We start from the raw sequence: 25359 nt of genomic DNA, 5'->3' as shown, positions 1-25359 counted from the left end.
ATCCGGCGGGCGCGCCGCGGGTCTAGCCGGCCGCGGCCGGGGAGCCGGTCAGGCCGAGCAGCTCGGCGGCGGCCTGGGCGTTGGCGGCGGCGGCGCCGTAGGTGGCCAGGTAGACGGCCGATCCGGGGCGCCAGACGGGCAGGCCCATCTCCACGACCACGGTGTCGGGGCGGGCGGTCAGCAGGGCCGTGGTGAGGGCGCGCTGCCCGGCGTGCCGGTGCGCGTCGCGCAGGACGACGATGAGGCCGCGTCCCTTGGCACGGTCCAGGACCCGGTCCGCCGCCCCGTCCGCGCCGTCGGTCCGGACGGCGTCGGGCGCCCACGGGCCCAGCCCCCACGGGGTGGGGCCGACGGCGATGTTGCCGGTCGACTCGGTCTCGACGACCAGCGGCGGGCCGTCCCAGCCTGGGAGCGCTCCCGTGACACGCAGCGCGCGGCGGGCGGCCGCCAGGCCGGCGGCGCGGTCGACGGCGGCGGTGCCGTGTCCGGCGAGCCACTCCCGCAGCCGCGCGGTGCGCTCGGCGGCCTCGGCCAGCCGGGCGGCCGGCAGCCGCCCGGCCCGCACCGCCTCGTCGATCGCGGCGAGCGTCGCCTCGACGGTCTCGGCGTGCTCGTTCGGGCCCAGGCACAGCAGGTCGGCGCCCGCGATGAGGGCCCGCACGGACGCCTCCGGGATGCCGATCGCGCCGCTCGCGCCCTCCATGTCGAGCGCGTCGGTGACGATCACGCCCTGGTAGCCGAGGTGCTCGCGGAGCAGCCCGGTGATCGCGGCGTGCGACAGGGTGGCGGGCGCGCCCGCGGTGATCGAGGGCAGGTTGAGGTGGCCGGTCATCACCGCGCGGGTGCCGGCGGCGATCGCGGCCCGGAACGGCACCAGCTCGCGGCGGTCCAGCAGCTCCAGGTCGGCGTCCACGAGCGGGATCGACAGGTGCGAGTCGTCCACCGTGGCGCCGTGGCCGGGGAAGTGCTTGGCGCAGGCCGCGACGCCCGCCTCCTGCGTCCCGGCGACGGACGCGGCGGCGTGCCGGGCGACCAGCTCCGGGTCCGAGCCGAACGAGCGGGTCCCGATGACGGGGTTGTCGTCGGCGGTGTTGACGTCCACCGACGGCGCGAAGTTGAAGTTGACGCCGACCTCGGCCAGTTCGGCGCCCAGCGAGCGGTAGATGCGCCGGGTCAGCTCCGGGTCGTCCACGGCGCCGAGCGCGGCGTTGCCGGGGTAGGGGCTGCCGGTGGCGTGGCCGCCGAGCCGGGTGACGTCCCCGCCCTCCTCGTCGATCGTGACGAACGGGTCGCCCGCCTTGCGCATCTGCGCGGTGAGCGCCGCGAGCGACTCGGGGCTCGGCACGTTGCCGGTGAGGGCGAACAGCGTGACGCCGCCGAGGCCGGCCTCCAGCTCGTCCAGCAGCCAGCGCGGCGCGGTCGCCCCGGGGAACGACGGGAGCAGCGTGCCGCGCGCCAGCCGGGCGATCTCCGCCGTGGTCGCGATGTCGTCGGTCGTCACCCCTTCACCGCCCCGGCGGTGAGGCCGGACACCATGCGGCGCTGGACGAGCAGGAAGAAGGCGATGACGGGAATGGTGAGCAGCGTGGACGCTGCCATGATGGGCCCCCAGGCGTTGCCGCTGCGGCCGAAGAAGAACTGCAGCATGATCGGCAGGGTGTACTTGTCCTGGTCTTCCAGGAAGGTGTAGGCGAAGATGAACTCGTTCCAGGCGGTGATGAAGGAGAAGATGCTGGTCGCCACGAGTCCGGGCGCGACCAGCGGGAGCATGACCGTGAAGAACGTCCGGACCGGGCTTGCGCCGTCGATCGCGGCGGCCTCCTCCAGCTCGCGCGGCACCGCGGCGACGAAGCCCCGCAGCATCCAGATCGCGAACGGCACGGCGAACCCGATGTAGACGAGCGCCAGCCCGAACAGGCTGTTGTAGAGCTCGAGCTGCTTCAGGTCGAGGAACAGCGGGATGACCAGCGCCTCCAGGGGCACCATCTGCACCACGAGGAGCATGACCAGGAAGGTCGTGCGGAACCGGAAGCGGAAGCGGGCGACGGCCGTGGCCGCCAGCAGCGCGAGCAGGCCGGACGCGACGACGGTGACGATCGCGAGGATCGCGCTGTTGGCGAAGTACTCCCAGAAGGACACCTCGGCGATGCCGCCGTTCAGCACCAGGTCGAAGTGCTCCAGCGTCGGGTGCGTCGGCAGCGGCTTTGGCGTCGTGCTGAAGATCTCGGTGTTCGGCTTGAACGCGGTGGAGGCCATCCAGAAGACGGGGAAGACCGCGAGGACGAAGACGAGCAGGCCCGTCCCGTTCAGCACTATCTTGCGCGGCAGCGAGGACCTCATCGCGTCTCCCCCTGACGGACCATGACCCGCACGTAGAGGGCGGTGACGATGAGCAGGATGAACGTGAGCACGAGCGCGATCGCCGAGCCCATGCCGAGCTTCGGATTGAGCGAGCCGAACGCCTCGGAGTAGGCGTACAGCGACAGGTTGAACGCGTCGCGGTTGGCCAGCCCGGACATGATGAACAGCTGCGTGAAGACCTTGAAGTCCCAGATGATCGACATGACCAGCAGCACCATGAAGATCGGCTTGAGCATCGGGTAGGTGATGCTCCAGAACGTCCGCCACGGGCCGGACCCGTCCACCCGGGCCGCCTCGAACAGCTCGCCCGGGACGCTCTTCAGCCCGGCCAGCACGGACACGGCGACGAACGGGCACGCCTGCCACACGACGCAGACGGTGAGGACGGTGTAGGTGGACAGCGGCGTCGCGAACCAGTTGTAGTCGAGCCAGCCGCCGCCGACCAGGAAGTCGGGCAGCAGGTCGAGGGACCAGTTGACCAGGCCGCCGGTGGTGCCGAACAGCCAGCTGAAGATGATCGCGGCGGTGACCGGCGGGGTCGCCCAGGCGACCATCACGCCGCCGGCGACGAAGCTCGACATCTTCTTGCCGAGCTTGTGGAGCAGCAGGCCCACCAGCGTTCCGATGAGCATGGTCAGGCTCACCGCGACGACGGCGAACAGCACGGTGTGCTTGAAGGTCTGCCAGAAGAACGGGTCGTTGAGGATCTTGTCGAAGTTCTCGGTGCCCACCTGCTCGGCCGGCTCGCCGCGCAACTGGCGGTTGCCGACCTTCTGGAACGACATGATCCCGATCTGGATCATCGGCCAGAACATCAGGACGGCGATCACGAGCACGGTGGGCGCGATCAGCAGGTAGGGCCCGAAACGGGGCCGGCGGCGGGGGTGCGCCCGGCCGGAGGACCTCCGGCCGGGCGACTTCCGCACCGCGGGAGCGGTGTCGAGCATGGACGTTCCGATCAGCCGGGTACTACGGGTTCAGCAGCGTGTTGGCCTGCTCGTTCGCCTTCTTCATCTCCTCGTCGGCGTTCTTGCCCTGCATGATCGCCTTGACGGTGTTCGGCAGCACCTTCTTGGCCTGCTCGAACTCCGCCCAGCCGGGGCCGATCGGGGGGAACTTGGTGTTGGTGGCGATCTCGGTGAAGATCTCCAGCTTGGGGTCGGAGAACTTCACGTCCGAGCGCATCGACGAGAAGCCGCTGTAGTCGGCCCACGCCTTGGCGTTCTTGGCGTTGTTCAGGACGGTGATGTAGTCGAACGCCGCGCTCTTGGCCTTGCTGTCCTTCCAGACGGCGAGGTCGGAGCCGCCCGCCATGACCGGGGCGTTGCCGCCGGTCTTGCTCGGGATCGGGAAGACGCCCCACTTGTCGGCGTTCTTGTCGGAGACCTTCTTCATCTCCTTCAGCGCCCAGCTGCCGTCGATGTACATGCCGAGCTTGCCGAGCGCGAAGTCGCGCTGCGGGCCCTCCAGCTCGTTCTTGCCGATGTACTTCTCGGGCGCGACCTTCTCGGTGCTGACCAGGCCGGCGTAGTACTTGACCGCCTCGACGGCCTGGGGCTGGTCGAGCTGGCCCTTCCAGCCGCCGTTGCCGTCCTCGACGGCCACCGCGCCGTTGTTGCCCCAGATGAAGCTGAGCAGCGCGTTGGTCTGGTCGCTCGGGATGCCGATGCCGGGGACCTTCTTGGAGTCCTGCACCTTCTTGGCGGCCGCGGTCAGGTCGGCCCAGGTCTTCGGCGGCTGGATGCCGAGCTCCTGGAACCAGTCCGTGCGGTACCAGACGCCGCGGACGCCGCCGTACCACGGCACCGCGTAGATCTTGCCGTCGGCGGTGTCGTTGCCGAGGGCGGTCTTGTTGAGGGTCTTGCCGTCCGCCCAGCCGTTGAACTGGTCGGTGACGTCGGCCAGGCTGCCCTGCTCGACGTGGGACTGGACGTCGGTGTTGCCGAGCTCGGTGACGTCCGGCCCCTCGCCGCCCGCCGCCGCCTTCTGGAAGGTGGTGGCGACCTGCGGCCACGGGACGTACTTGATCTGGACGTCGGTGTTCGGGTGCTTCTGCTTGAAGTCCGCCTCGACGGTGTCGAGGAACTTGGTCTGCTCGGGCGTCCCGTCGCCCATCATCCAGACCTTGAGCTGCGCGGGGTCCTTGCCCGCGTCGGCCTTGTCGTCCTTGCTCTCGCCGCCGCAGGCCGTGGCGGCCAGGGCGATCGCGGCCGCGGCGGCCGCAACCTTGATGTACTTCACTGGGGGATCCTTTCCGGCGTCGCCTCGCGTGGCCTTATGGCCTGCGTGCGAGGGAGACGGCGCCGACCCTTTAAGGTCCTGGCCATGTCCTACTCGCTTTCGCATCGCTCGCGGGCGCCCTGCTCGCCAGTCCGCGCTCTGCGCGCGCCCCCGGTCCGGGGTACCGGTCCGGTCGGCGCTTGGGCGTAAACTAACAAGAAACTTTCCTAAACAAAACTGCTCGTTAGCGGATTGAGACATCGAGGGGGCCGGCATGGCCAGACGCCCGGGAACGCCGAGGCTGCTGCGTGAGCTCAACGACCGTGCGGCACTGGACCTGCTCGTCGAGCAGGGCCCGCTGACCCGTGCGCAGATCGGCGAGCACACCGGGCTATCGAAGGTAACCGCTTCCCAGCTGTTGTCGAGACTGGAGGACCGGGGGCTGGTCTCGGTCGTCGGCGAGCAGGCCGGGGGGCGCGGGCCCAATGCCGCGCTGTACGCCGTCGTCCCGTCCAGCGCCTACGTCGCCGGGCTCGAGGTCGGGCCGGACGGGGTGACCGCCGGGGTCGCCGACATCACCGGGCACATCACCGCCCAGGTCACCGTGGACCCGAACGGCACCGCCGAGCCGGTGAAGACGGTGCACGACGCCGTCGTGAAGGCGTGCCGCTCCGCCAAGGTCGCGTTGTCGAAGCTGAGCGCCTTCGTGATCGGGTCGCCCGGTGTCGTCGACCCCCAGTCCGGTGACGTCCAGTTCGCCTTCGACCTTCCGACGTGGCATGAGGGCGTCCTCGCCGCACTGAAGACCGATCTCCGCCGGCCCGTGACCATCGAGAACGACGTCAACCTCGCCGCCATTGCCGAGCGGGCCTACGGCGCCGCGAGCGACGCCGACGACTTCGCGCTGATGTGGTTCGACCGCGGCATGGGCCTGTCGGTCATGCTGGGCGGCCGGCTGCACCGCGGCCGGTGGGGCGGCGCCGGGGAGATCGGCTACCTGCCCGTCCCGGGCGCGCCGCTGCCGGTCGGGGCCGCCCGGCGGGGCCCGAAGGACGAGGGCGTCACCGAGTCGAGGTCGTGGGGCATCCCGACCCTCTCCGGCGGCTACGGGGCCCTGGTCGGTGCGGACGCCGTCCGCGAACTCGCGCACGGGCACGGCATCGCGGGGGAGACCGCCTACGACTGCGTCAGCGCGGCCGCCGCCGACGAGGACCGCGGCGGCGCGTTCCTGGACGAGCTCGCCAACCGCATCTCCTACGGCGTGACCTCGGTCAACATCGTCCTGGACCCCGGCCTCGTCGTCCTGTCGGGCAGCCTCGGCCGGGCCGGCGGCCGGCCGCTCGCCGCGCGCATAGAGCGGATCGTCGGCCGGATCACCCCGACCCGCCCGACCGTGGCGGTGACCGAGGTGGAGGGCAACCCGGTGCTGCGCGGCGCCCTGTACGCGGCGCTGCAGAAGGCCCGCGACGACGTCTTCTCGGCGGACGGCGCGTCCTGAGAGACGGGAAGAGCCCCCGGCCGGTGCGGCCGGGGGCTCTTCCCTCGCGTGGACCGTTCCCCGCGCGGTGCGCTCCGCTACTTGGCGGCCGCCACCGCGACCGCGGCCTCCTTGTGGCGCCGCGGGTCGTTCAGCGCGCGGTCGATGACGGTCTGGCTGATGATCTGGCGCTTGCGCCGGAGCGCGGCGGCCTTGCGTGCCGTAGGTGTCATGGCGAAACCCCGTTCCGCGGTGGCGCTTTCCCCTTGGCCACCGCAAACCCCGTGATGCCTCCATGCTCTCAAATGAGAGGGGTGCGGGGGTCCGTCCGAGGGATGAATTCGAGGTCAGACCAACAGCGGAGACCGCCCGGACCGCCGCGGGGGTTCCCCCTGGGATCATGGAGGGAACGACCGCCGCGTATCCGCCGTTGGGGGGAACCGTGAGAGAAGAACCGAAGGGCCGCCATGGCGCTGCGTGACCGGCTGCGGCGGCTCGTGCAGAAGCCCGGCAGCGTCGACCTCGCGCCCTTCCGCGCGCTGGTGGGCGAGGCGGGCGAGCGCGAGTCGCGCGTCCAGGACCTGCCGGACGCCGAGCTGACCGCCGCCGCCTCCGCCCTCCGCGAGAAGGAGGACCTCGCCGAACTGTGCGCCCTCGGCCGCGAGGCCGCCCGCCGGACGCTCGGGGAGCGGCCCTACGACGTGCAGCTGATCGGGACGCTGGCGCTGCTGTCCGGGCACGTCGCCGAGATGGCCACCGGCGAGGGCAAGACCCTGTCGGGCGCGCTGGCCGCCGCCGGGTACGCGCTGCGCGGCCGCCGGGTCCACGTCATGTCGGTGAACGACTACCTGGCGCGCCGCGACGCCGAGTGGATGGGCCCCCTCTACGCGATGCTCGGCGTGACCGTCGGCTGGGTCGGGCAGTCGTCCACGCCGGACGAGCGCCGCGCGGCCTACCGGGCCGACGTGACCTACGCGCCGGTCAGCGAGGTCGGGTTCGACCTCCTCCGGGACCGGCTCTGCACCGACGCCGCCGACCTCGTCCAGCCGGAGCCGTCCGTCGCGCTGATCGACGAGGCCGACTCGGTGCTGGTGGACGAGGCCATGGTGCCGCTCGTCCTCGCCGGCGCCGCCGACCTCGACCCCGCCGACCCGCGGTACGCCGACCTCGTCCGGCGGCTGCGGCCCGGCCTGCACTACGCGAGCGACGACGAGGCGCGCAACGTCCAGCTCACCCCGGCCGGGACGCGCGAGGTGGAGCGCGTCCTCGGCGTCGACCTCTACGCCCCCGAGAACCTCCGCACGCTGACCGCCGTGAACGTGGCCCTGCACGCCGAGGTCCTGCTGCACCGCGACGTCGACTACATCGTCCGGGACGGCGCGGTGAAGCTGATCAGCGAGTCGCGCGGCCGGGTCGCCCTCCTGCAGCGCTGGCCGGACGGCCTGCAGGCCGCGGTCGAGGCGAAGGAGGCCCTCGAAGCGTCCCCGAGCGGCGAGATCCTCGACTCGATCACCGTGCAGGAGCTGATCGGCCGCTACCCCGTCCGGTGCGGCATGACCGGCACGGCGATGGCCGTTTCCGGCCAGCTCACCGAGTTCTACGCGCTGCAGATCGCGGTGGTCCCGCCGAACCGGCCCTGCGTCCGCGACGACCGGCCCGACCGCCTCTACGCGACCACCGCCGACAAGGAGGTCGCGATCGTCGAGGAGGTCGCCGCCGCGCACGCCGCCGGCCGCCCGGTGCTGATCGGCACCGGCGACGTCGCCGAGTCCGAGCGCCTCGCCCGCAGCCTCGCCCGCGCCGGGCTCGACCGGGTCGTCCTCAACGCCAAGAACGACGCCGAGGAGGCCGCGATCATCGCCGAGGCCGGCGCGTACGGCGCGATCACCGTCTCCACCCAGATGGCCGGCCGCGGCACCGACATCCGGCTCGGCGGCAGCCCGCCCGCCGCGCCCGGCACCGCGCCCGCCGACACCCCCGGCTCCGACCACGACCGCGTCGCCGCGGCCGGCGGCCTCCTGGTCATCGGCACCGGCCGCTACCACAGCAGCCGCCTGGACGACCAGCTCCGCGGCCGCGCCGGCCGCCAGGGCGACCCCGGCGCCTCCGTCTTCTTCACCAGCCTCCAGGACGGCCTCGTCACCCGCTACGCCCCCGACGAGAAGAGCAAGGCCCCGTCCGACGACGACGGGCTCATCACTGACAAGGGCGCGCACTGGATCGTCGGCCACGCCCAGCGCGTCGCCGAAGGCGTCGACCTCGAACTGCACCGCAACACCTGGCGCTACAACCACCTGATCGGCCTCCAGCGCCGCGACCTGCTCACCGAACGCGACGCCGTCCTGCGCGGCGACGCCGCCGACAAGGCCATGGCCTCCTCATCCCCCGCTCAGCACGCCGAACTCACCAAGATCGCTGGCGCCGCCGCGGTGGCCGCCGCCGCCCGCCAGATCGTCCTCTACGCGCTGGACCGCTGCTGGGCCGAGCACCTCGCTTACCTCGCGGACCTGCGCGAGGGCATCCACCTGCGCTCCCTGGGCCGCGGCCTCGACCCCCTGGTCGAGTTCAACCGGGAGGCCGTCCCCGCCGGCAAGGGCCTCCTCGGCGAGGCCCGGAAGCGCTCAGTGGAGACCTTCGAGTCCCTCACGGCGACCGAGGACGGCATAGACCTCGACGCCGCCGGCCTGAAACGCCCGTCCGCGACCTGGACCTACCTCGTCCACGACAACCCCTTCGGCTCCCTGGACGAACGAGCCCTACGGGGCCTGATAGCCATGTTCAAACGCCGCTGACCCTGAGAGCCCCCGGTCAGCCCCCGGGCACGCCCGTTTCATCAACCCCATCGAGACGCAGCGCGCCCTGTGCGGGTACGCGGTGGGCGGCTTGCTCGGGTTGGGCGGGTCGCCTTGTGCGGGCGGGTCAGGAGCGTAGGCGGAGGCCTCGGGGGGTCGGGTGGAAGCCTGCTGCTTCCAGCGCGGCGGCCAGGGGGGAGTCGTTGATCGACTCGCCGTCGGCGCGTTCCACGGTGAGCTTGCCGAGTGCGCCCTCGCGGACGGCGAGGGCCAGGGCGTCGACCGCCGGTTGCAGGACGTCCGGGTCGTCGTCCCAGGTCAGCAGGGTCTTCCCGCCGCGTTCGACATAGAGGACGAGGCGTCCCTCGATCAGGACGACCAGGGCGCCCGCCTTGCGGCCGGGCTTGTGGCCGCTGGCGACCTCGTCGTCGCGGCCCGGCCAGGGCAGTGCCGCGCCGTACGGGTTGGCGGGGTCGGCGGCGGCCAGGACCAGGGCGCGGACGTCGGGTTTGCGTGGTGTCTCCCAGAGTGCGGAGATGTCGTCCGGGGGAGTGGTCGCGGGACGGAGCGCGCGGAGCCGGTCGACGGCACCCGGCAGGGCGAACTGCGCGGCTCCCAGGCCCTCGACGAAGTAGCCCCGGCGGCAGCGGCCCGTCTCCTCGAACGCGCGCAGCACCGGGTAGACGGCGGAGAACCCGCCGGGGGTGCGTTCGGCGGCGACGGCGCCGCGTATGACGATGCCGTACCGCTCCAGAAGCGCCTCGGCCAGGGCGTGGGAGCGCAGCGTCGCGGTGGTCTCGCGTTCGGGGAGGGGCCACCAGCGCCCGGCGACCGTGGGCGGACCCGTCCGGGACGGCAGGACGGGACGTCCGCGGCGCGTCGTCCGGGAACGGTGCGTCGGACGGCCGGACCCCAGCGCGGCACGCAGCGGCGCCATCGTGTCGTTCGTGAGGTGACCCGACCAGACGAGGTCCCAGACGGCGGTGACCAGGTCGGCGTCGTTGGCGGTGGCGTCCTGGTTCACCCGGTCGGACAGCGTGCGGAAGAAGAGCGCCCCGCCGTCGCCCAGCGCGTCCAGAACCGCTCGGTGCACGGGCGTGAGGGTGATCTCCGCGGGTTCCGGCATGAGGAGCGGCGCGGTGTCGGCCAGGTAGAGCGCCACCCAGCCGTCGCCTCCCGGTAGGCCTCCCTGGCCGGCCCACACGACCTCGCCGGCGGACGTCAGCTCGTCCAGCATGGCCGGGGTGTAGCCGGGGACGCGGGACGGCAGGATCAGCGACTCCAGCGCCGACGCGGGTACAGCAGCGCCCTGCAGTTGCTCGATCGCCTGGACGAGCGCGTCGATGCCGCGCAGCCGCGACCCGCCCGCGATGCCGTGCCAGACGGGCAGGAAGCGGCCGAGCGACTCCGGTGGCGACGGCTCCACCTCGGCCCGCAGCCGGGCCAGGCTGCGGCGGCGCAGCATGCGCAGGACGCCGGTGTCGCACCATTCGGTCGTCAGCGGGCCCGCCACCGCCTCGACGGGCAGGAACTCGCCCTCGACGACGCGTCCGGCGCCCGCCAGCCGGCGCAGCGTCTCGGTCACCACGGCGATGCCCAGCCCGAAGCGGGCGGCGGCCGCGTCCGCCCGGAACGGCCCGTGCGTGCGCGCGTAGCGCGAGACCAGGTCGCCGAGCGGGTCGTCCACCGGTTCGAGGAACGCCTCCGGGACGCCCACGGGCAGCGGCGCGCCGAGCGCGTCGCGGAGCCGTCCGGCGTCCTCGATCGCGGCCCAGCGCTCCTCTCCGGCGATCCGGACGCGGATGGCCCGCCGCGTCCCCTCCAGCTCCACCAGCCACCGGCCCACCTGAGCGACCGCCTCCGCACTGAGCCTCTCCGCCGGGTCGACGGCCTTCGCGCTGAGGCTCTCCGCCGGGTCGACGGCCTTCGCGCTGAGCCTCTCCGCCTGGTCGACGGACTCCGCGCTGAGGCCCTCTGCCGGGTCGACCGCTTCCGCACTGAGCCTCTCCGCCGGGTCGACGGCCTTCGGAACGCCGGCGTCGGGTTCGCCGGCGGAGAGGGTGCGTTCGGCCGCCTCGGCCGTGGTGAGGGGGCCGAGGGTGCGGAGGAGGTCGGCGACGCCCTCCAGGTCGCGGGCGCGGCGGTCGGCGGCCAGGCGCTGGAGTTCGCGTTCGGTCTCGGCGACGGCGTCGAGGTCGAGCAGCTCGCGGAGGTCGGCCTGACCGAGGAGCTCGGCGAGCAGCGCCGAGTCGAGCGCGAGTGCCTGGGCGCGGCGTTCGGCCAGCGGCGAGTCGCCCTCGTACATGAACGCGCCGACGTAGTGGAACAGCAGGGAGCGCGCGTAGGGCGAGGGTTCGGGCGTCTCCACCTCGACCATGCGGACCTTGCGTCCCGACAGGTCGCGCATCAGCTGCACCAGGCCGGGGACGTCGAACACGTCCTGCAGGCACTCGCGCATCGTCTCCAGCACGATCGGGAACGACGGGTACTTGCTCGCGACGGCGAGGAGCTGCGCGGCGCGCTGGCGCTGCTGCCAGAGCGGCATGCGCTTGTCCGGACGGCGGCGGGGCAGCAGCAGCGACCGCGCGGCGCACTCGCGGAACCGGGCGGCGAACAGCGCCGAGCCGCCCAGCTCGTCCACGACGACGCGTTCGACGTCGTCGGCGTCGAAGACGGCGAGGTCGAGGCCGGGCGGCTCGTCCATGTCGGGGATGCGGATGACGATGCCGTCGTCGGCGTGCATGGCCTGGGCGTCGACGCCGTACCGTTCGCGCAGGCGGCCCGCGATGGCGAGCGCCCAGGGCGCGTGCACGCGCGCCCCCAGCGGGGAGTGGACGACCATCCGCCAGTCGCCGAGCTCGTCGCGGAAGCGCTCGACGACCATCGTGCGGTCGTCGGGGACGTGCCCGGTCGCCTCGCGCTGCTCGCTCAGATAGGAGACGAGGTTGGCGGACGCCCACGCGTCCAGCCCGGCGGCGGAGACCCGGTTCTGGGCCTCCTCGGCGGGCAGGCCCGCCAGCTCGCGGGTGAACGAGCCGAGCGCGCGCCCCAGTTCGGCGGGGCGCCCGAGGGTGTCGCCGTGCCAGAACGGCAGCTTGCCGGGCTGGCCGGGCGCGGGCGAGACGAGCACCCGGTCGGGGGTGATGTCCTCGATGCGCCACGAGCTGGCGCCGAGCACGAACACGTCGCCGACGCGGGACTCGTAGACCATCTCCTCGTCCAGCTCGCCGACGCGGGACGACTTCTCCCCGACGAGGAACACCCCGAACAGGCCGCGGTCGGGGATCGTCCCGCCGCTGGTCACGGCGAGGCGCTGCGCGCCGGGGCGGTCGCGCAGGACGCCGGTCACGCGGTCCCAGACGAGGCGGGGGCGGAGCTCGCCGAACTCGTCGCTGGGGTAGCGCCCGGCGAGCATGTCGAGGGTCGCCTCCAGCGCCGAACGCGGGAGGGTCGCGTAGGGGGCGGCGCGTTTGACCAGTGATTCGAGGTCGTCGACCGTCCACTCGTCCATGGAGACCATCGCGACGATCTGCTGCGCGAGGACGTCCAGGGGGTTGCGCGGGTAGCGCAGCTCCTCGATCTCGCCGCCGCGCATGCGTTCGGCCACCACGGTCGTCTGGACGAGGTCGCCCCGGTACTTGGGGAAGATGACGCCCTTGGACACGGCGCCGACCTGGTGACCGGCGCGTCCGACCCGCTGGAGCCCGTTGGCCACCGACGGCGGCGACTCCACTTGGACGACGAGATCGACGGCGCCCATGTCGATGCCCAGTTCCAGGCTGGACGTCGCCACGACCGCGGGGAGGCGGCCCTCCTTCAGAGCGTTCTCGATGCCCGCCCGCTCCTCCTTGGACACCGAGCCGTGGTGCGCTCTGGCGATCTCCAGAGGCGCGCCCCGGGCCGCGCCCGCCTGCGCCATCGTGGCGGCGGGGGAGTGGTCTTCGGGCAGGGGCTCGCCTGTCGCGCGTTCATAGGCGAGTTCGTTGAGGCGTCCGCAGAGCCGTTCGGCCAGCCGGCGGGAGTTCGCGAAGACGAGCGTCGAGCGGTGCGCCTGGATGAGGTCGAGCAGGCGGTCTTCGACGTGCGGCCAGATGCTGCGCTGGCGGGGATCGGCCGCACCGGAGTCGTCGACGAACTGGCCGACCTCGCCCATGTCCTCCACGGGGACGACGATGTCGAGGTCGAAGACCTTGTCCGAGCGCGGCTGGACGACCGTCGCCGCCCGGGTGCCGCCGAGGAACGCGGCCACCTCGTCCGCCGGGCGGACGGTCGCCGACAGCCCGATCCGCTGCGCGGGCCGTTCGAGGAGGGCGTCGAGCCGTTCGAGGGACAGCGCCAGGTGCGCCCCGCGCTTGGTGCCCGCCACCGCGTGCACCTCGTCGACGATGACGGTCTCGACGCCGCGCAGCGACTCGCGCGCCCGCGAGGTGAGGATCAGGAACAGCGACTCCGGCGTCGTGATCAGGATGTCCGGCGGCTTGACGGCGAGCCGGCGGCGCTCGTCGGCCGGGGTGTCGCCGGACCGCATGCCGACCCGGACGCCCGGTTCCGGCAGGTCGAGGCGCCGCGCCGCCTGCCGGATGCCGGTCAGCGGGGCGCGCAGGTTGCGCTCGACGTCGACGGCGAGGGCCTTCAGCGGCGACACGTACAGGACGCGGCAGCGGCGGAGCGGGTCGTCCGGGACGGGTTCGGTGGCGAGCCGGTCGAGCGACCACAGGAACGCCGCGAGCGTCTTGCCGGACCCGGTCGGCGCCACGACCAGCGTGCTGTCGCCCCCCGCGATCGACTCCCACGCCCCCGCCTGGGCGGGCGTGGGCGCGGCGAAGGCCCCGGCGAACCAGGCGCGGGTCGCCGGGGAGAAGCGTTCGAGCACGTCACCGCCCATGGCGCCATACTGCCTCGCGGGTCTGACAGAACGCGCCGATGTGGCGTGCGTCACGTTGTAAGCAAGCGCTTGTCCGGGCAGGGTCTACGGGAAGGACGCACACCCCCAAGGGAGCTCTCCATGCCCTACGTCCTGCTCGCCCTCGGGATCCTGGTCGCGCTGGCCGCCGCCAACGCGCACGCTCCCCGGCGCGACGCCGTGCTGCTCGTGCCGAGCTTCTTCCTCGGCTGGCTGACGATCGAGATGGCGCCGCACGTGCTCGCCGTCGGGGCCGCCGCCACCGCGCTCGCGGCCGCGTTCGGCGGGCTGGACGGCTGGGCGGGCTGGACGGGCCTCGCCCTGGCGCTCGCGGGCATGGCGGGCATCGCGGCCACGATCGCCGCGTCCCGCCGTACGGTCGTCACCCTGCGGGACTGCGGCGCGCCCCTCGACCTGGAACCCGAGGGCGCGCCCCGCTACCCCTTGGCGCACCTGATCGTCCCGCCGCTCTGCCTGATCCCGCGCAAGGGCGTGCGGGTCGACCGGAACATCGTGTACCGGGAGGAAGGCCGGCTGCGCCTGAAACTGGACGTCTTCCGGCCCGCCGAGGACGGTCGGCTCCGCCCTGGGCTCATGCAGATCCACGGTGGCGCCTGGGTCATCGGGGACAAGCGCGAGCAGGGCCTGCCCCTGCTCAACCACATGGCCCTGCAGGGATGGGTCGGCTTCAACGTCAACTACCGGCTCAGCCCCCGCGCCACCTGGCCCGAGCATCTGATCGACCTGAAGCACTTCGTCGCCTGGTACAAGGAGCACGCCGAGGAGTACGGCGCCGACCCCGACTTCCTCTGCGTGACCGGTGGCTCGGCCGGCGGGCACCTCACCGCGCTGGTGGCGCTGTCCGCCAACGAACCGCGGTTCCAACCCGGCTTCGAGGACGTCGACACCACCGTGCAGGGTGCCGTCCCGTTCTACGGCGTCTACAACCTCCTTGAAGCGGGACCATGGCCGGTCCCCATGGGAGCCACCCGCATCATGGAGAAGATGGTGGTGAAGAAGCCGTTCGCCGAGAACCACGAGGTGTACGCACAGGCGTCCCCCGTCTCGTACATCGGCGAGGACGCGCCGCCCTTCTTCGTCATCCACGGAAGCCGCGACTCGCTCATCCCCGCAGCGGAGGCCCGCCGCTTCGTCGAACGGCTCCGGGACGCCTCCGGGTCACCCGTCATCTACGCCGAGATGAAGGGCGCCCAGCACGGGTTCGACGTGTTCCCCTCCTACCGGACGGCCCGCGTCATCGAAGCCGTCGAGCGCTACCTGACGGGACTGCACCGCCAGTACCGCCAGGGGACCGGACCCGCCGTCCCCGGCGAGGTCGTGCAGTCCTTGGAGGAACCCTCCGTCGGATAGCGTGGACGGTGTGCGGCTCACAGTTTTCTGGGATCGAATGAATCAGCAGTTCGGCGAGAGCTATGCCCAGAGCGTGGCCAAGGACTACGTCATAGCCGAACTGGGCGGCCGCACCATAGAGCAGGCCCTCGCCGACGGCGAGCCGGCCAAGAAGGTCTGGCAGGCCGTCGTCGCCACCTTCGACGTCCCCTCGACCCTCCAGTAGGGGGATCGGCGCTGCGGTAGCGGGATCGGCGCCGCAGGGGATCAGTCCGGGACGGGCAGGTGCGCGTAGAGGTCCATCGCGTCCACGGACGACGGCAGGTCGCTGACCTGGCCGTCGCCGACCTCCACCACGCGCCAGGCGCCGTCCGTGCGGCGGGCCAGGTCGGTCGTGATGAACCGGCAGCCCAGGGCGCGGACGGCCGGGGCCACCGCGTCCAGATCAGGGTCGAGTTCCACGCCGGGGCTGTCGGGGTGCGGGCCCACCAGCGCGGGTTCGCCGTCCACCCACCACACGCGCGCCTCGCCGTCGCCGTCGTACTCCTCGAACTCGCGCACGACGAGACCGCCCGCCAGGTGGTCGTCCCGTAGCGCGACCATCTTGGAGGCGATGTCGTGCAACTGGGCCAGGTTCCTCACGTCCGGGACGAAGCACGCCTCCTCCCATTCGTGCTTGCACGACTTCACGTAGTCCTTGACCACGGCGGGCCCGGGCCGCAGCGGCCGGACCAGTTCGGCCAGCTCGCCGAGGTCGCCCGGATCCTGGCCCGTGCCCAGCGGGCGCCACACGCTGTGCGGCGTCAGCCCGGCGAACGTCTCGTGCCAGCCCGGCAGCTCGTGCGCGCGCCTATAGTCGTCCGGGTGCGTCAGCAGGAACGTTCCGCGCCGCTTCAGGGTCGCGGCCATGGCGGCGTACTCGTCCGCCGACAGCATCCAGCCGCGGTACCAGACCGGGCCCAGGCCGGGGGGCACTTCCTCGACCGCGTCCTCCACGTCACCGCGCCGCAGCGCGTCGTGGTCGATCAGGGCGGTCTCGCCGTAGTGGTCCCCTACGGCCGCGGCCTCGCGGGAGAAATGGGGGTCAACGCGCCGGGGATGGAGCGGATCGACGCAGAAAAGGACGGTCAGCGTCATGATTGGAGCCCTCCGTGGACGGCGCCAGCGTACGGGGTCCGGACCATCGCGCGCACGGCGATTCCCACCCGAATCGCCATACCGGACGATGATCGAACGGATGTTCGGTAGGCTGGTGCCCGGCACGCGGCGTCATCCACAATCGCGGCGGCGGCTCGAAAGTGTCGGTGGCCCGCCGTAACGTCGCCCTCGACATCGCAACCGGCGGCCGAGAGCCGGCAGTCACGACCGAGAAGGACATCTCAATGGCAGCGAACGACCGGGAGAAGGCTCTCGAGACCGCACTCGCCCAGATCGAGCGGCAGTTCGGCAAGGGGTCGGTCATGCGGATGGGCGAGGAGGCGCGCGCGCCCGTCGAGGTCATCCCGACCGGCGCGATCTCCCTCGACATCGCGCTCGGCATCGGCGGCCTGCCGCGCGGCCGGGTCGTCGAGGTGTACGGCCCCGAGGGCTCCGGCAAGACCTCCATCGCCCTGCACGCGGTGGCGAGCGTCCAGAAGAAGGGCGGCATCGCCGCCTTCGTCGACGCCGAGCACGCCCTCGACCCCGAGTACGCGAGCAAGCTCGGCGTCGACATCGACGCCCTGCTGGTCTCCCAGCCCGACACCGGCGAGCAGGCCCTGGAGATCACCGACATGCTGATCCGCTCCGGCGCGATCGACATCGTCGTCATCGACTCCGTCGCCGCGCTCGTGCCCCGCGCCGAGATCGAGGGCGAGATGGGCGACAGCCACGTCGGCCTCCAGGCCCGCCTCATGTCGCAGGCCCTGCGCAAGCTCACCGGCGCGATCAACCAGACCAAGACCACCGCCATCTTCATCAACCAGCTCCGCGAGAAGGTCGGCGTCATGTTCGGCTCGCCGGAGACGACCACCGGCGGCCGGGCGCTGAAGTTCTACGCCTCCGTCCGCCTCGACGTCCGCCGCATCGAGACCCTGAAGGACGGCACCGAGGCCGTCGGCAACCGCGTCCGGGTCAAGGTCGTCAAGAACAAGATGGCCCCGCCGTTCCGCGTCGCCGACTTCGACCTGCTCTACGGCCAGGGCATCAGCCGCGAGGGCGGCCTGATCGACCTCGGCGTGGAGCACGGCTTCGTCCGCAAGTCCGGCGCCTGGTACACCTACGACGGCGACCAGCTCGGCCAGGGCAAGGAGAACGCCCGCAACTTCCTCAAGGCCAACCCCGACCTGGCGGACGGCATCGAGAAGAAGATCAAGGAGAAGCTCGGCATCGGCCCCAAGGTCGACAAGGAGGCCGAGCCCGCCGCTCCGGACGCCGTCCCCGCGCCCGTGGCGGCCCCCAAGCCGGTCTCCGCGAAGAAGAGCGCCAGGGCCGCCAAGACGGGTGATTCCTGACAGAGAATCCCCTGATCCGGGTGACGCTTGACGAAGAGTAGGCGATGATCTCGTATGCAGGGCGGCGGCGCCTTACCCGGCACCGCACGATCGGTGCGCGGACCTTCCCCGATGGCGCCGCCGCTCCCACGGCCCCACCCGCCGCCCCGCCTGCCCGACGCTTGCCGGGGGGCGGCCGGTCGCCGATGCCTCCAGCGCCCGGTGCGGCCGACGAGGCGGAGCCTTCGGGCACTCCGGCGGTCAAGGTGCGCGACGTTCCGGCCCGCGCACGGGGCGGCGGGGCCGGATGAGCGCGGCGGCACGGGAAGGACGCCCGCCGGGCGGCGGCGCCGACCCCGAGGCGAAGGCCCGCGAGGTCTGCCTGCGCCTGCTGTCCGCATCGCCCCGCACCCGCGCCCAACTCGCGGACGCGCTGCGCCGCAAGGACGTCCCCGCCGACGTCGCCGACCGGGTGCTCGCACGCTTCACCGACGTCGGCCTCATCGACGACGAGGCGTTCGCGCAGGCCTGGGTCCAGTCACGCCACACGGGGCGCGGCCTGGCCAAACGCGCCCTGGCGGCCGAACTCCGCCGGCGCGGCGTGGCCGACGACACCGTCAACGAGGCCGTCGAATCCCTGGACCCGGCCCAGGAGGAGGAGACGGCCCGCGCCCTGGTGCTGCGCCGGCTCCCGTCCACCCGAGGCGCCGACCCCGCCAAACGCATGCGCCGCCTGGTCGGCATGCTCGCCCGCAAGGGCTACCCGCCCGGCCTCGCCTACCGAGTGGTCAAAGAGGCCCTGGCAGAAGAGGGCGCCGACCTGGAGACCATCCCCGACCCCACCCCCTTCGACTGACCACGCCCACGTTCCCCACCCCACCCGCATGCGCCACCACCCGCCAACCCGCCGCCGGCCCCATGGCCGGCGATGCCGAAGCCCCGCCGGCCGAGATGCCGACGGTCTGATGCCCCGCAGGTCCAGCGGCCCGCGGCGTCGACGCTCTGGTGCTCCGGTGCTGATGTTCCGGTGCTCCGAGGCCCCCGGGTGTAGGCGCGCTGGTGTCCTGCTCTGTGGCCGGTCGGCCTGGGGGTCTGGATGTCGATGCTGTGGTGTTCTGGTGTTGATGTTCCGGTGCTTCGAGGCCCCCGGGTGTAGGCGCGCTGGTGTCCTGCTCTGTGGCCGGTCGGCCTGGGGGTCTGGATGTCGATGCTGTGGTGTTCTGGTGCTGATGTTCCGAGGCCCCGGGGTGTAGGGGCCTTGGTGTCCTGCTCTGGTGCGCGGTCGGCCCGGGGGCTGGGGTGTCGATGCTCTGCTGGGCTGGTGGGGTGGGGGTTAGGGGGTGGTGGGGTGGAAGGTGGCCTTGCCGGTGAGGCGGATGCCGGTGTGGTCGCCGGGGCGGAGGTGCACGTGGCCGTCGACGCGGACGTCGACGGGGGCCGCGAGGCCCTCGACCGACACGGTGATCATGGCGTTGTGGCCGTAGTAGCGGACGTCGGTCACCGTCCCGCCGGGGGCGGTCCCGCCCGCGTCGGTGAGGCGCAGTTGCTCGGGGCGCAGTATCACCGTGCCGTCGCGGCCGGCCTCGCCGGGTGCGGCCAGCGCGATCGTGCCGAGGGCGGTCGTGGCGGTGCCGTTCGCGGCGGTCCCCGGCAGGAGCACGGCGTCCCCGACGAATCCGGCGACCCACGGGCCCGCGGGCCGGCCGTACACCTCCTGCGGGGTGCCGCACTGGGCGATGCGCCCGGCGTGGACGACGGCGACGAGGTCGGCGGTGGACAGGGCCTCCTGCTGGTCGTGGGTGACGAGGAGGGCGGTCGCGCCGATGGTGCGCAGGGCGGCGCGCACGTCGGCGCGGATCCCGGTGCGCAGCGCGCTGTCGAGCGCGTTGAACGGCTCGTCGAGCAGGACCAGCGCGGGCTCCGGGGCGAGGGCCCGGGCCAGCGCGACGCGCTGCTGCTGGCCGCCGGACAGCTCGTGCGGCATCCGGTCGCTGTACCCGGCGAGGCCCACCAGGTCGAGCATCTCCTCGGTGCGGCGCCGCCGCGCGGCCCGGTCGGTCACGCCGAAGGCGACGTTGCGGGCCACGCTCAGGTGCGGGAACAGCGCGCCCTCCTGGGGCACGATGCCGATGCGGCGGCGTTCCGGCGGGACGTGCGTCCCGGGGCCGGTGAGGGCGCGTCCGCCCACGGTGACGGTGCCGGCGTCGGCGCGCAGGAAACCCGCGACGATCCGCAGCAGCGTGGTCTTCCCGCAGCCGGACGGGCCGAGGACGGCGGCCAGCGAGCCGCCGGGGACGGTGAGGTCGAGCCCGTCCAGCACGGTGGTGTCCGGGCCGTAGGCCTTGGTCAGGCCTTCGATGCGCAGTTCGGTCACGGGCGCTGTCTTCCGAGGAGGTAGGAGGGGACGGCCGCGAGCAGGATCAGCGCGGCGGCGTAGGGGGCGGCGGCGGAGTAGGAGGCGACGCCGGTCTCCGTCCAGAGCCGGGTGGCGAGGGTGTCCATGCCGGTGGGGCGCAGCAGCAGTGTCGCCGGCAGTTCCTTCATGCAGATCACGAAGGTCAGCGCCGCGCCCGCCGCGATGCCGGGGGCGGCCAGCGGGACGGTCACCGCGCGCAGCACGCGCACGGGGCCGCGGCCGAGCGAGCGGGCGACGTCCTCCAGGACGGGCGGGGACTGCAGCACGGCGGCGCGGGTGGCGGTGACCGCGACCGGCAGGAACAGCACCGCGTAGGCGCAGACCAGCAGCGGCAGCTCCTGGTAGACCGGGGTGGCGTAGCGGACCGCGAAGAAGACCAGGGCCAGCGCGACCGTGATGCCGGGCAGCGCGTGCCCGGCGTAGGCGGCCTGCTCGATCAGCTCGGTGGCGCGTCCCCGGTGGCGGGCGGCGAGCACCCCGACGGGCAGGGCGAGCAGGGCGGTGAGCGCGGCGCCGGCCCCGGCCACGGCGAGGGTGGTGCCCGCGGTGTTCGCCAGCCCGGCGGGGTCCCAGGTGGAGCGGTTCCCGGTCACCAGCCAGTAGGCGAGCGTGCCCAGCGGGAACGCGACGGCGGCGGCGGCGACGGCGCCGCACCAGGCCAGCGCGGGGGCGGTCGCCCGGCCGAGCGGGACCGGGACGGACGGCCGGGCGGTTCCGCCGCCGGTCCTGGCGTGCCCGCGCCGTCCGCGGGTCCGGGTCTCCAGGGCGACGATGCCGATGGTCAGCACGACCAGGACCGCGCTCAGCGCGGCGGCCGGGGTGCGGTCGAAGCTGGCCTGGTAGGAGGTGTAGATGCCGCGGGTGAACGTGTCGTACCGCATCAGCGACACCGCGCCGAAGTCGGACAGGACGTACAGCGCGACGAGCAGCCCGCCGCCGGCCGCGGCCGGGCGGAGCTGGGGGAGGGTGACGCGGCGGAACGTCCGCGCCGGGCCCGCGCCGAGCGACCGGGACGTCTCCTCCTGCGCGGGGTCGATGCCGCGCAGCGCCGCGGCGACCGGGAGGAGGACGTAGGGGTAGCTGACCAGGGTCAGCGACACCGCCGCCCCGGCGAATCCGGACATGCCCGGTACCGCCGACAGCCAGGCGAAGGCCGCCACGTAGCTGGGGACGGCCAGCGGCAGCGTGGCGAGCACCGCCCAGGCGCGGGCGCCGGGCAGTGTGGTGCGGACGGTGAGCCAGGCCAGCGAGATCCCGAGGACGAGGCACGCCGCCACCACGGTGCAGGCCAGTGCCAGGCTGCGGGCGAGGAGCAGCGCGGTGCCCTCGGTGGTGATCACCGACCAGGCGAAGCCGGGGCCCCGCTCCAGCGCCCGCACGGCCAGGTAGCCGAGGGGCAGCAGGGCGAGGGCCCCGGCCAGGCATGCCGGAGCGAGCAGCGCCCGGGGGGCGCGAGCCGCGGTCATGCGGTCAGACCATCCCCGCTTCGCGCAGCATCGCCAGCGTCCGCTGCAGGGAGTCGAGTTCGCCGAGGTCGATCCGGGGGGCCTTCAGCGAGTCCAGGGGCGGCAGGTCGGGGACGTTGCCGGTGACGCCGGCGGCCAGCGGGTACTCCTTGGTCTCGTCGCTGAAGTAGGTCTGCGCCTCGGGCGACAGAAGGTAGTCGACGGCCTTGAGCGCCGCCGGCCGGTGCGCGGCGCCCTTGAGGACGCCGACCCCCGCGACGTTGATCAGCGCGCCGGGGTCGCCGCCGGGCAGGTAGTGCAGCTTGGCGGTGACGCCGCCCGCACCCTTCTCGGCGACCTTCTCGTACCAGTAGTAGTGGTTGATGAGGCCGAGGGAGACCTGCCCGGAGTCCACCGCGTCCAGCACGGCGATGTTGTTGTCGTAGGCCTTGGCGCCGTTGGCCTTCAGGCCCTTCAGCCAGGCGAGCGTGGCCTCGTCGCCGTCCAGGACGCGCATGCCGGTGACGAACGCCTGGAAGGACGCGTTGGTCGGCGCGTAGCCGATCTTGCCGTTCCATTCGGGCTTGACGAGGTCGCGGACGGTGTCGGGGGCCTTGGCGACCTGCCCGGGGTGGTAGGCCAGCACGCGGACGCGGCCGGAGACGCCGACCCAGTCGCCGGCGCCGCCGCGGAACTGCTCGGCGACCTTGCCGAGGGAGGACTCGGGCAGCTTGTCCAGGCGGCCGGCCTTGGCCAGGGCGCCGAGCGCGCCCGCGTCCTGGGACAGGAACAGGTCGGCCTTGGTCTTGTCGCCCTCCTCCAGGAGCTGGGCGGACAGTTCGGCGCTGGAGCCGTAGCGGACCTCGACGTCGACGCCGACGGCCTTCTCCAGCTTCTCCAGCAGCGGCTTGACGAGACCCTCGTTGCGGCCGGAGTAGACGACCAGGCCGGCCTCACTCCCGAGGCCGCATGCGGCGAGTGGAACGACGAGGGCCGTCAGCGCAAGGACGGAGGTGAGACGGCGCAGGGGGTTTCGCATGGATTCCTCGGGATGCGGCATGGCGAGCGACTTGGCAGAAAGCTTAGCCTTACCTAAGATGCGCCGCGTGAGCAACCCCCACGCGGCGCCGCCCGCGGACGTCCCGTTCGCCGGCGGACTCGCGGCCCACGCGGAGCGGACGGCGCTCATCACCTCCGGCGGCGTCCTCACCTACCGCGACCTCGCGGACCGGGTCGCGGCCGCGGCCCGCCGCCTCGGCTCCGGGCGGCGGCTCGTCCTGCTCGCGGGCGCCAACACGGTCGACGCCCTCGTCGTCTACCTGGCGGCGCTCGCGTCCGGGCATCCCGTGCTGCTGGCGCCGCACGACCGGCCCGACACCGTGCGGTCCCTGACCGCCGCCTACGACCCGGACGTCGTGGCCCACCCGGACGGGACGCTCGACGAGCGGCGGGAGGGCTCCGCGCACACCCTGCATCCCGATCTCGCGCTGCTGCTCAGCACGTCCGGCTCGACGGGGTCGCCGAAGCTCGTCCGGCTGTCGCACGAGAACCTGCGGTCGAACGCGGCGTCCATCGCCGAGTACCTGGACATCCGTCCCGGCGACCGCGCCGCCACGACGCTGCCGATGCACTACTGCTACGGCCTGTCCGTCATCAACAGCCATCTGCTGCGCGGCGCGGGGCTGATCCTCACCGACCTGTCGGTGGCCGACGACCGCTTCTGGGCGCTGTTCCGCGACGCGCGGGGGACCGCGCTGGCGGGCGTCCCCTACACCTTCGACCTGCTGGACCGGTCGGGCTTCGCCGACATGCGGCTGCCGTCGCTGCGGTACGTCACCCAGGCGGGCGGGCGGCTGGCCCCCGAGCGGGTGGCGCGCTACGCGGCGCTCGGCCGGCGGCGCGGCTGGGACCTGGTCGTCATGTACGGGCAGACCGAGGCGACCGCCCGCATGGCCTACCTGCCCCCCGAACTCGCCGCCGCCCACCCGCAGGCGATCGGCGTCCCGATCCCCGGCGGGTCCATCCGGCTGGAGCCGCTGCCGGACGGTTCCGCGCCCGGTACCGGCGAACTGGTGTACACGGGCCCGAACGTCATGCTCGGCTACGCCGAAGACCCCGCCGACCTGGCCCTCGGCCGCACCGTCGAGGAGTTGCGCACCGGCGATGTCGCGCGTCGGCTCCCCGGCGGACTGTACGAGATCGTGGGGCGCCGCAGCCGGTTCGTGAAGCCCTACGGCCTGCGCGTCGACCTGCAGCGCGTCGAGGCGCTGCTCGCCGGCCGCGGCCTCACCGCCTGCTGCGCAGGCGACGACACCGGCCTCGTCGTGGCCGTGGCAGCCTCCAAGACCACGCCCCTGCCCACGACAGGCGTTCGGGAGGTGCGGCGGGTGGTGGCGGCCGCGTGCGGGTTGCCCGCCAGGGCGGTCAGCGTGCACGTCTTGGCCGAGATCCCGCGGCTGGCCACGGGCAAGCCCGACTACGGGGCCGTGCTCCGGCTCGCCCGCGCCGAGCCGGCCGCCGGCGCGGACCTGTGCCGCCTGTACGAGCAGATCCTGGACCGCCGCGGCGTCACCGAGGACGACAGCTTCGTCGGTCTCGGCGGCGACTCGCTGTCCTATGTGGAGATGTCGCTGAAGCTGGAGGAGGCCCTCGGCGCACTGCCCTCCGACTGGCATACGCGGCGCATCCGCGACCTGCGGCGCCCGGCGCGGCGCGCCCCGCTGCGGACGCTGGAGACGGGCATCGCGCTGCGCGCCGCCGCGATCGTCCTCATCGTCGGGTCGCACATCGGCCTGTTCGCGGTGCGGGGCGGGGCGCACGTGCTGCTGGCGGTGGCGGGCTTCAACTTCGCCCGGTTCCACCTCACCTCCGCCGGGGCCGCGCGGCGCCGCGCGAACCTGCTGGCCGCGCTGGCCCGCATCGCCGTGCCGAGCGTCGTCTGGATCGGCCTCGCCGCGCTCGTCACCGCCGACTACCACCTGGTCGACGCGCTGCTGCTGAAGAGCGCGACCGGGCACGACAGCAACTACTGGTTCATCGAGGTGATCGTCTACATCCTGGCCGCCATGGCGGCGTGGCTGAGCGTCCCGGCCCTGGACAGGGCGGAGCGGCGTGCCCCCCTCGGGTTCCCGCTCGGCCTCCTGGCGGCCGCGCTGCTCCTGCGGTACGACTTCGGCGGCCTGACGGACCTGCCGGACGCGATCACCGCCATCTGGCTGTTCCCGCTCGGCTGGGCCGCGGCGCGGGCACATGCGGCAGGACGGGAGCATGGGACGGCATGGGCGCGGGGGGCGGTGCGGCGGCTGCCGGTGACCGCGGCGGTGCTGATCACCGTCCCCGGCTACTTCGGGCCCGCGGCGTCCCTGCGGACGGCCGTGGTCATCGCCGGCGTCCTCCTGCTGATCTGGGTCCCGACGCTGCCGAGCACGGCGTGGCTCAACCGCCTCGCCGGCCTGCTGGCCACCGGATCGCTCTACATCTACCTGGTCCACTGGCAGATCTACCCGCTGCTGGAGGACCGCTCGGAGCCGCTGGCCCTGCTCGCCTCCCTCGCGGGCGGCGTCCTCTACGGCGCCGTCGCGGCCCGGCTCGTCCGCCGTGCGGCCGGGTGGGGCGCCCGTCCCGCCCCGGCCGGCGCGCCGCGGCGGCCCGTCCCGTCGGCGTGTCGCACCGGCCCGTGCCGCGGGGGCGGCGCGCCGCGTCCCGGCGGGATCCGGCGGCGGGGATCGGCCAGGTCCGGGCGGGTGCGGGCGGTCAAGAAGGGTGGTAAGGGAGGAGTCACGCGGACGTACGGTTAGCCCGGAATGCCCCTCGTTTGCTTGCTCATTACCTCTAGGCCGCTTACCGTTACGGCAGTGAGGAGTTACTCCGCGTCTCGCGGATTGCCATACGACGGAGCACGTTCCAGCAGCTGAGAGGCATACA

General features: G+C 73.1%; 16 protein-coding genes and 1 pseudogene. 7 read left to right on the top strand and 10 right to left on the bottom strand.

The genetic code is table 11. The features are described from left to right. Positions 1-22 precede the first annotated feature (22 nt). From ABFX46_RS26535 to ABFX46_RS26520, 4 genes are read right to left on the bottom strand one after another with little or no spacing between them, the layout of a single operon-like run. Positions 23-1501 carry a glycoside hydrolase family 3 protein gene (locus tag ABFX46_RS26535; protein WP_346046139.1) on the bottom strand — a complete coding sequence of 493 codons (1479 nt, stop codon included), beginning with the start codon at positions 1499-1501 and terminating at the stop codon, positions 23-25. After that, on the bottom strand, positions 1498-2340 hold the full coding sequence (locus tag ABFX46_RS26530; RefSeq protein ID WP_346046137.1) for a carbohydrate ABC transporter permease: 843 nt from the start codon (positions 2338-2340) through the stop codon (positions 1498-1500). The genes ABFX46_RS26535 and ABFX46_RS26530 overlap by 4 nt, the downstream gene beginning before the upstream one ends. Further along, positions 2337-3308: a carbohydrate ABC transporter permease gene (locus ABFX46_RS26525; RefSeq protein WP_346046135.1), complete on the bottom strand. Its 972-nt coding sequence runs from the start codon at positions 3306-3308 to the stop codon at positions 2337-2339. Before ABFX46_RS26525 ends, ABFX46_RS26530 begins: the two co-directional genes overlap by 4 nt. Positions 3309-3330: 22 nt before the next feature. Next, on the bottom strand, positions 3331-4602 hold the full coding sequence (locus ABFX46_RS26520; protein ID WP_346046133.1) for an extracellular solute-binding protein: 1272 nt from the start codon (positions 4600-4602) through the stop codon (positions 3331-3333). Between the two features lie 253 nt (positions 4603-4855). Between ABFX46_RS26520 and ABFX46_RS26515 the strand changes: the two genes are divergently transcribed. Beyond that, positions 4856-6079 carry an ROK family transcriptional regulator gene (locus tag ABFX46_RS26515; RefSeq protein ID WP_346046132.1) on the top strand — a complete coding sequence of 408 codons (1224 nt, stop codon included), beginning with the start codon at positions 4856-4858 and terminating at the stop codon, positions 6077-6079. 77 nt (positions 6080-6156) lie between these two features. Here the strand turns inward: ABFX46_RS26515 and ABFX46_RS26510 are convergent, their stop codons facing one another. Continuing rightward, positions 6157-6291 (bottom strand): hypothetical protein, encoded by a 135-nt coding sequence (locus ABFX46_RS26510; RefSeq protein ID WP_275407033.1) that lies wholly within the window; start codon positions 6289-6291, stop codon positions 6157-6159. A 234-nt stretch (positions 6292-6525) separates the two neighbouring features. Here ABFX46_RS26510 and secA2 point away from each other — a divergent pair, with 234 nt between their 5' ends. Then, complete coding sequence (gene secA2, locus ABFX46_RS26505; protein ID WP_346046130.1) at positions 6526-8850, top strand: accessory Sec system translocase SecA2; 2325 nt, start codon at positions 6526-6528, stop codon at positions 8848-8850. A gap of 127 nt (positions 8851-8977) precedes the next feature. Here secA2 and ABFX46_RS26500 read toward each other — a convergent pair whose 3' ends face one another. Next, positions 8978-13735: an Lhr family helicase gene (locus ABFX46_RS26500; protein ID WP_346046128.1), complete on the bottom strand. Its 4758-nt coding sequence runs from the start codon at positions 13733-13735 to the stop codon at positions 8978-8980. Between the two features lie 120 nt (positions 13736-13855). On the opposite strand from ABFX46_RS26500, the gene ABFX46_RS26495 reads away from it, so the two are divergent. Further along, positions 13856-15124 (top strand): alpha/beta hydrolase fold domain-containing protein, encoded by a 1269-nt coding sequence (locus ABFX46_RS26495; protein WP_346046126.1) that lies wholly within the window; start codon positions 13856-13858, stop codon positions 15122-15124. Between the two features lie 10 nt (positions 15125-15134). Further along, positions 15135-15329: a DUF3046 domain-containing protein gene (locus tag ABFX46_RS26490; RefSeq protein ID WP_131944387.1), complete on the top strand. Its 195-nt coding sequence runs from the start codon at positions 15135-15137 to the stop codon at positions 15327-15329. Between the two features lie 41 nt (positions 15330-15370). Here ABFX46_RS26490 and ABFX46_RS26485 read toward each other — a convergent pair whose 3' ends face one another. After that, complete coding sequence (locus tag ABFX46_RS26485; protein WP_346046124.1) at positions 15371-16240, bottom strand: ATP-grasp domain-containing protein; 870 nt, start codon at positions 16238-16240, stop codon at positions 15371-15373. Between the two features lie 245 nt (positions 16241-16485). Between ABFX46_RS26485 and recA the strand changes: the two genes are divergently transcribed. Continuing rightward, entirely contained in the window at positions 16486-17595 is a 1110-nt protein-coding gene (recA, locus tag ABFX46_RS26480) for a recombinase RecA (RefSeq protein ID WP_346046122.1), read from the top strand. A gap of 250 nt (positions 17596-17845) precedes the next feature. Then, positions 17846-18430 (top strand): annotated as a pseudogene (locus ABFX46_RS26475) (regulatory protein RecX); the annotation flags it as partial. Positions 18431-18907: 477 nt separating this feature from the next. Here ABFX46_RS26475 and ABFX46_RS26470 read toward each other — a convergent pair. Genes ABFX46_RS26470 through ABFX46_RS26460 form a run of 3 tightly spaced genes read right to left on the bottom strand, consistent with a single transcriptional unit; the run spans position 18908 to position 22474 of the window. Next, entirely contained in the window at positions 18908-19948 is a 1041-nt protein-coding gene (locus ABFX46_RS26470; RefSeq protein ID WP_346046121.1) for an ABC transporter ATP-binding protein, read from the bottom strand. Next, positions 19945-21456, bottom strand: coding sequence for an ABC transporter permease (locus tag ABFX46_RS26465; protein ID WP_346046119.1), 1512 nt, complete (start codon positions 21454-21456; stop codon positions 19945-19947). The genes ABFX46_RS26470 and ABFX46_RS26465 overlap by 4 nt, the downstream gene beginning before the upstream one ends. A 4-nt stretch (positions 21457-21460) precedes the next feature. After that, positions 21461-22474, bottom strand: coding sequence for an iron ABC transporter substrate-binding protein (locus tag ABFX46_RS26460; protein WP_346046117.1), 1014 nt, complete (start codon positions 22472-22474; stop codon positions 21461-21463). 67 nt (positions 22475-22541) lie between these two features. Here ABFX46_RS26460 and ABFX46_RS26455 point away from each other — a divergent pair, with 67 nt between their 5' ends. Further along, positions 22542-25232, top strand: coding sequence for an AMP-binding protein (locus ABFX46_RS26455; RefSeq protein WP_346046115.1), 2691 nt, complete (start codon positions 22542-22544; stop codon positions 25230-25232). The last annotated feature ends 127 nt before the right edge of the window (positions 25233-25359 follow it).

The sequence above is a fragment of the Actinomadura chokoriensis genome, from assembly GCF_039529475.1.
GTDB lineage: Bacteria > Actinomycetota > Actinomycetes > Streptosporangiales > Streptosporangiaceae > Spirillospora > Spirillospora bangladeshensis.
The sequence above is the reverse complement of the archived record's forward strand: the minus strand, read 5'-3'. Positions and strand labels throughout refer to the sequence as shown.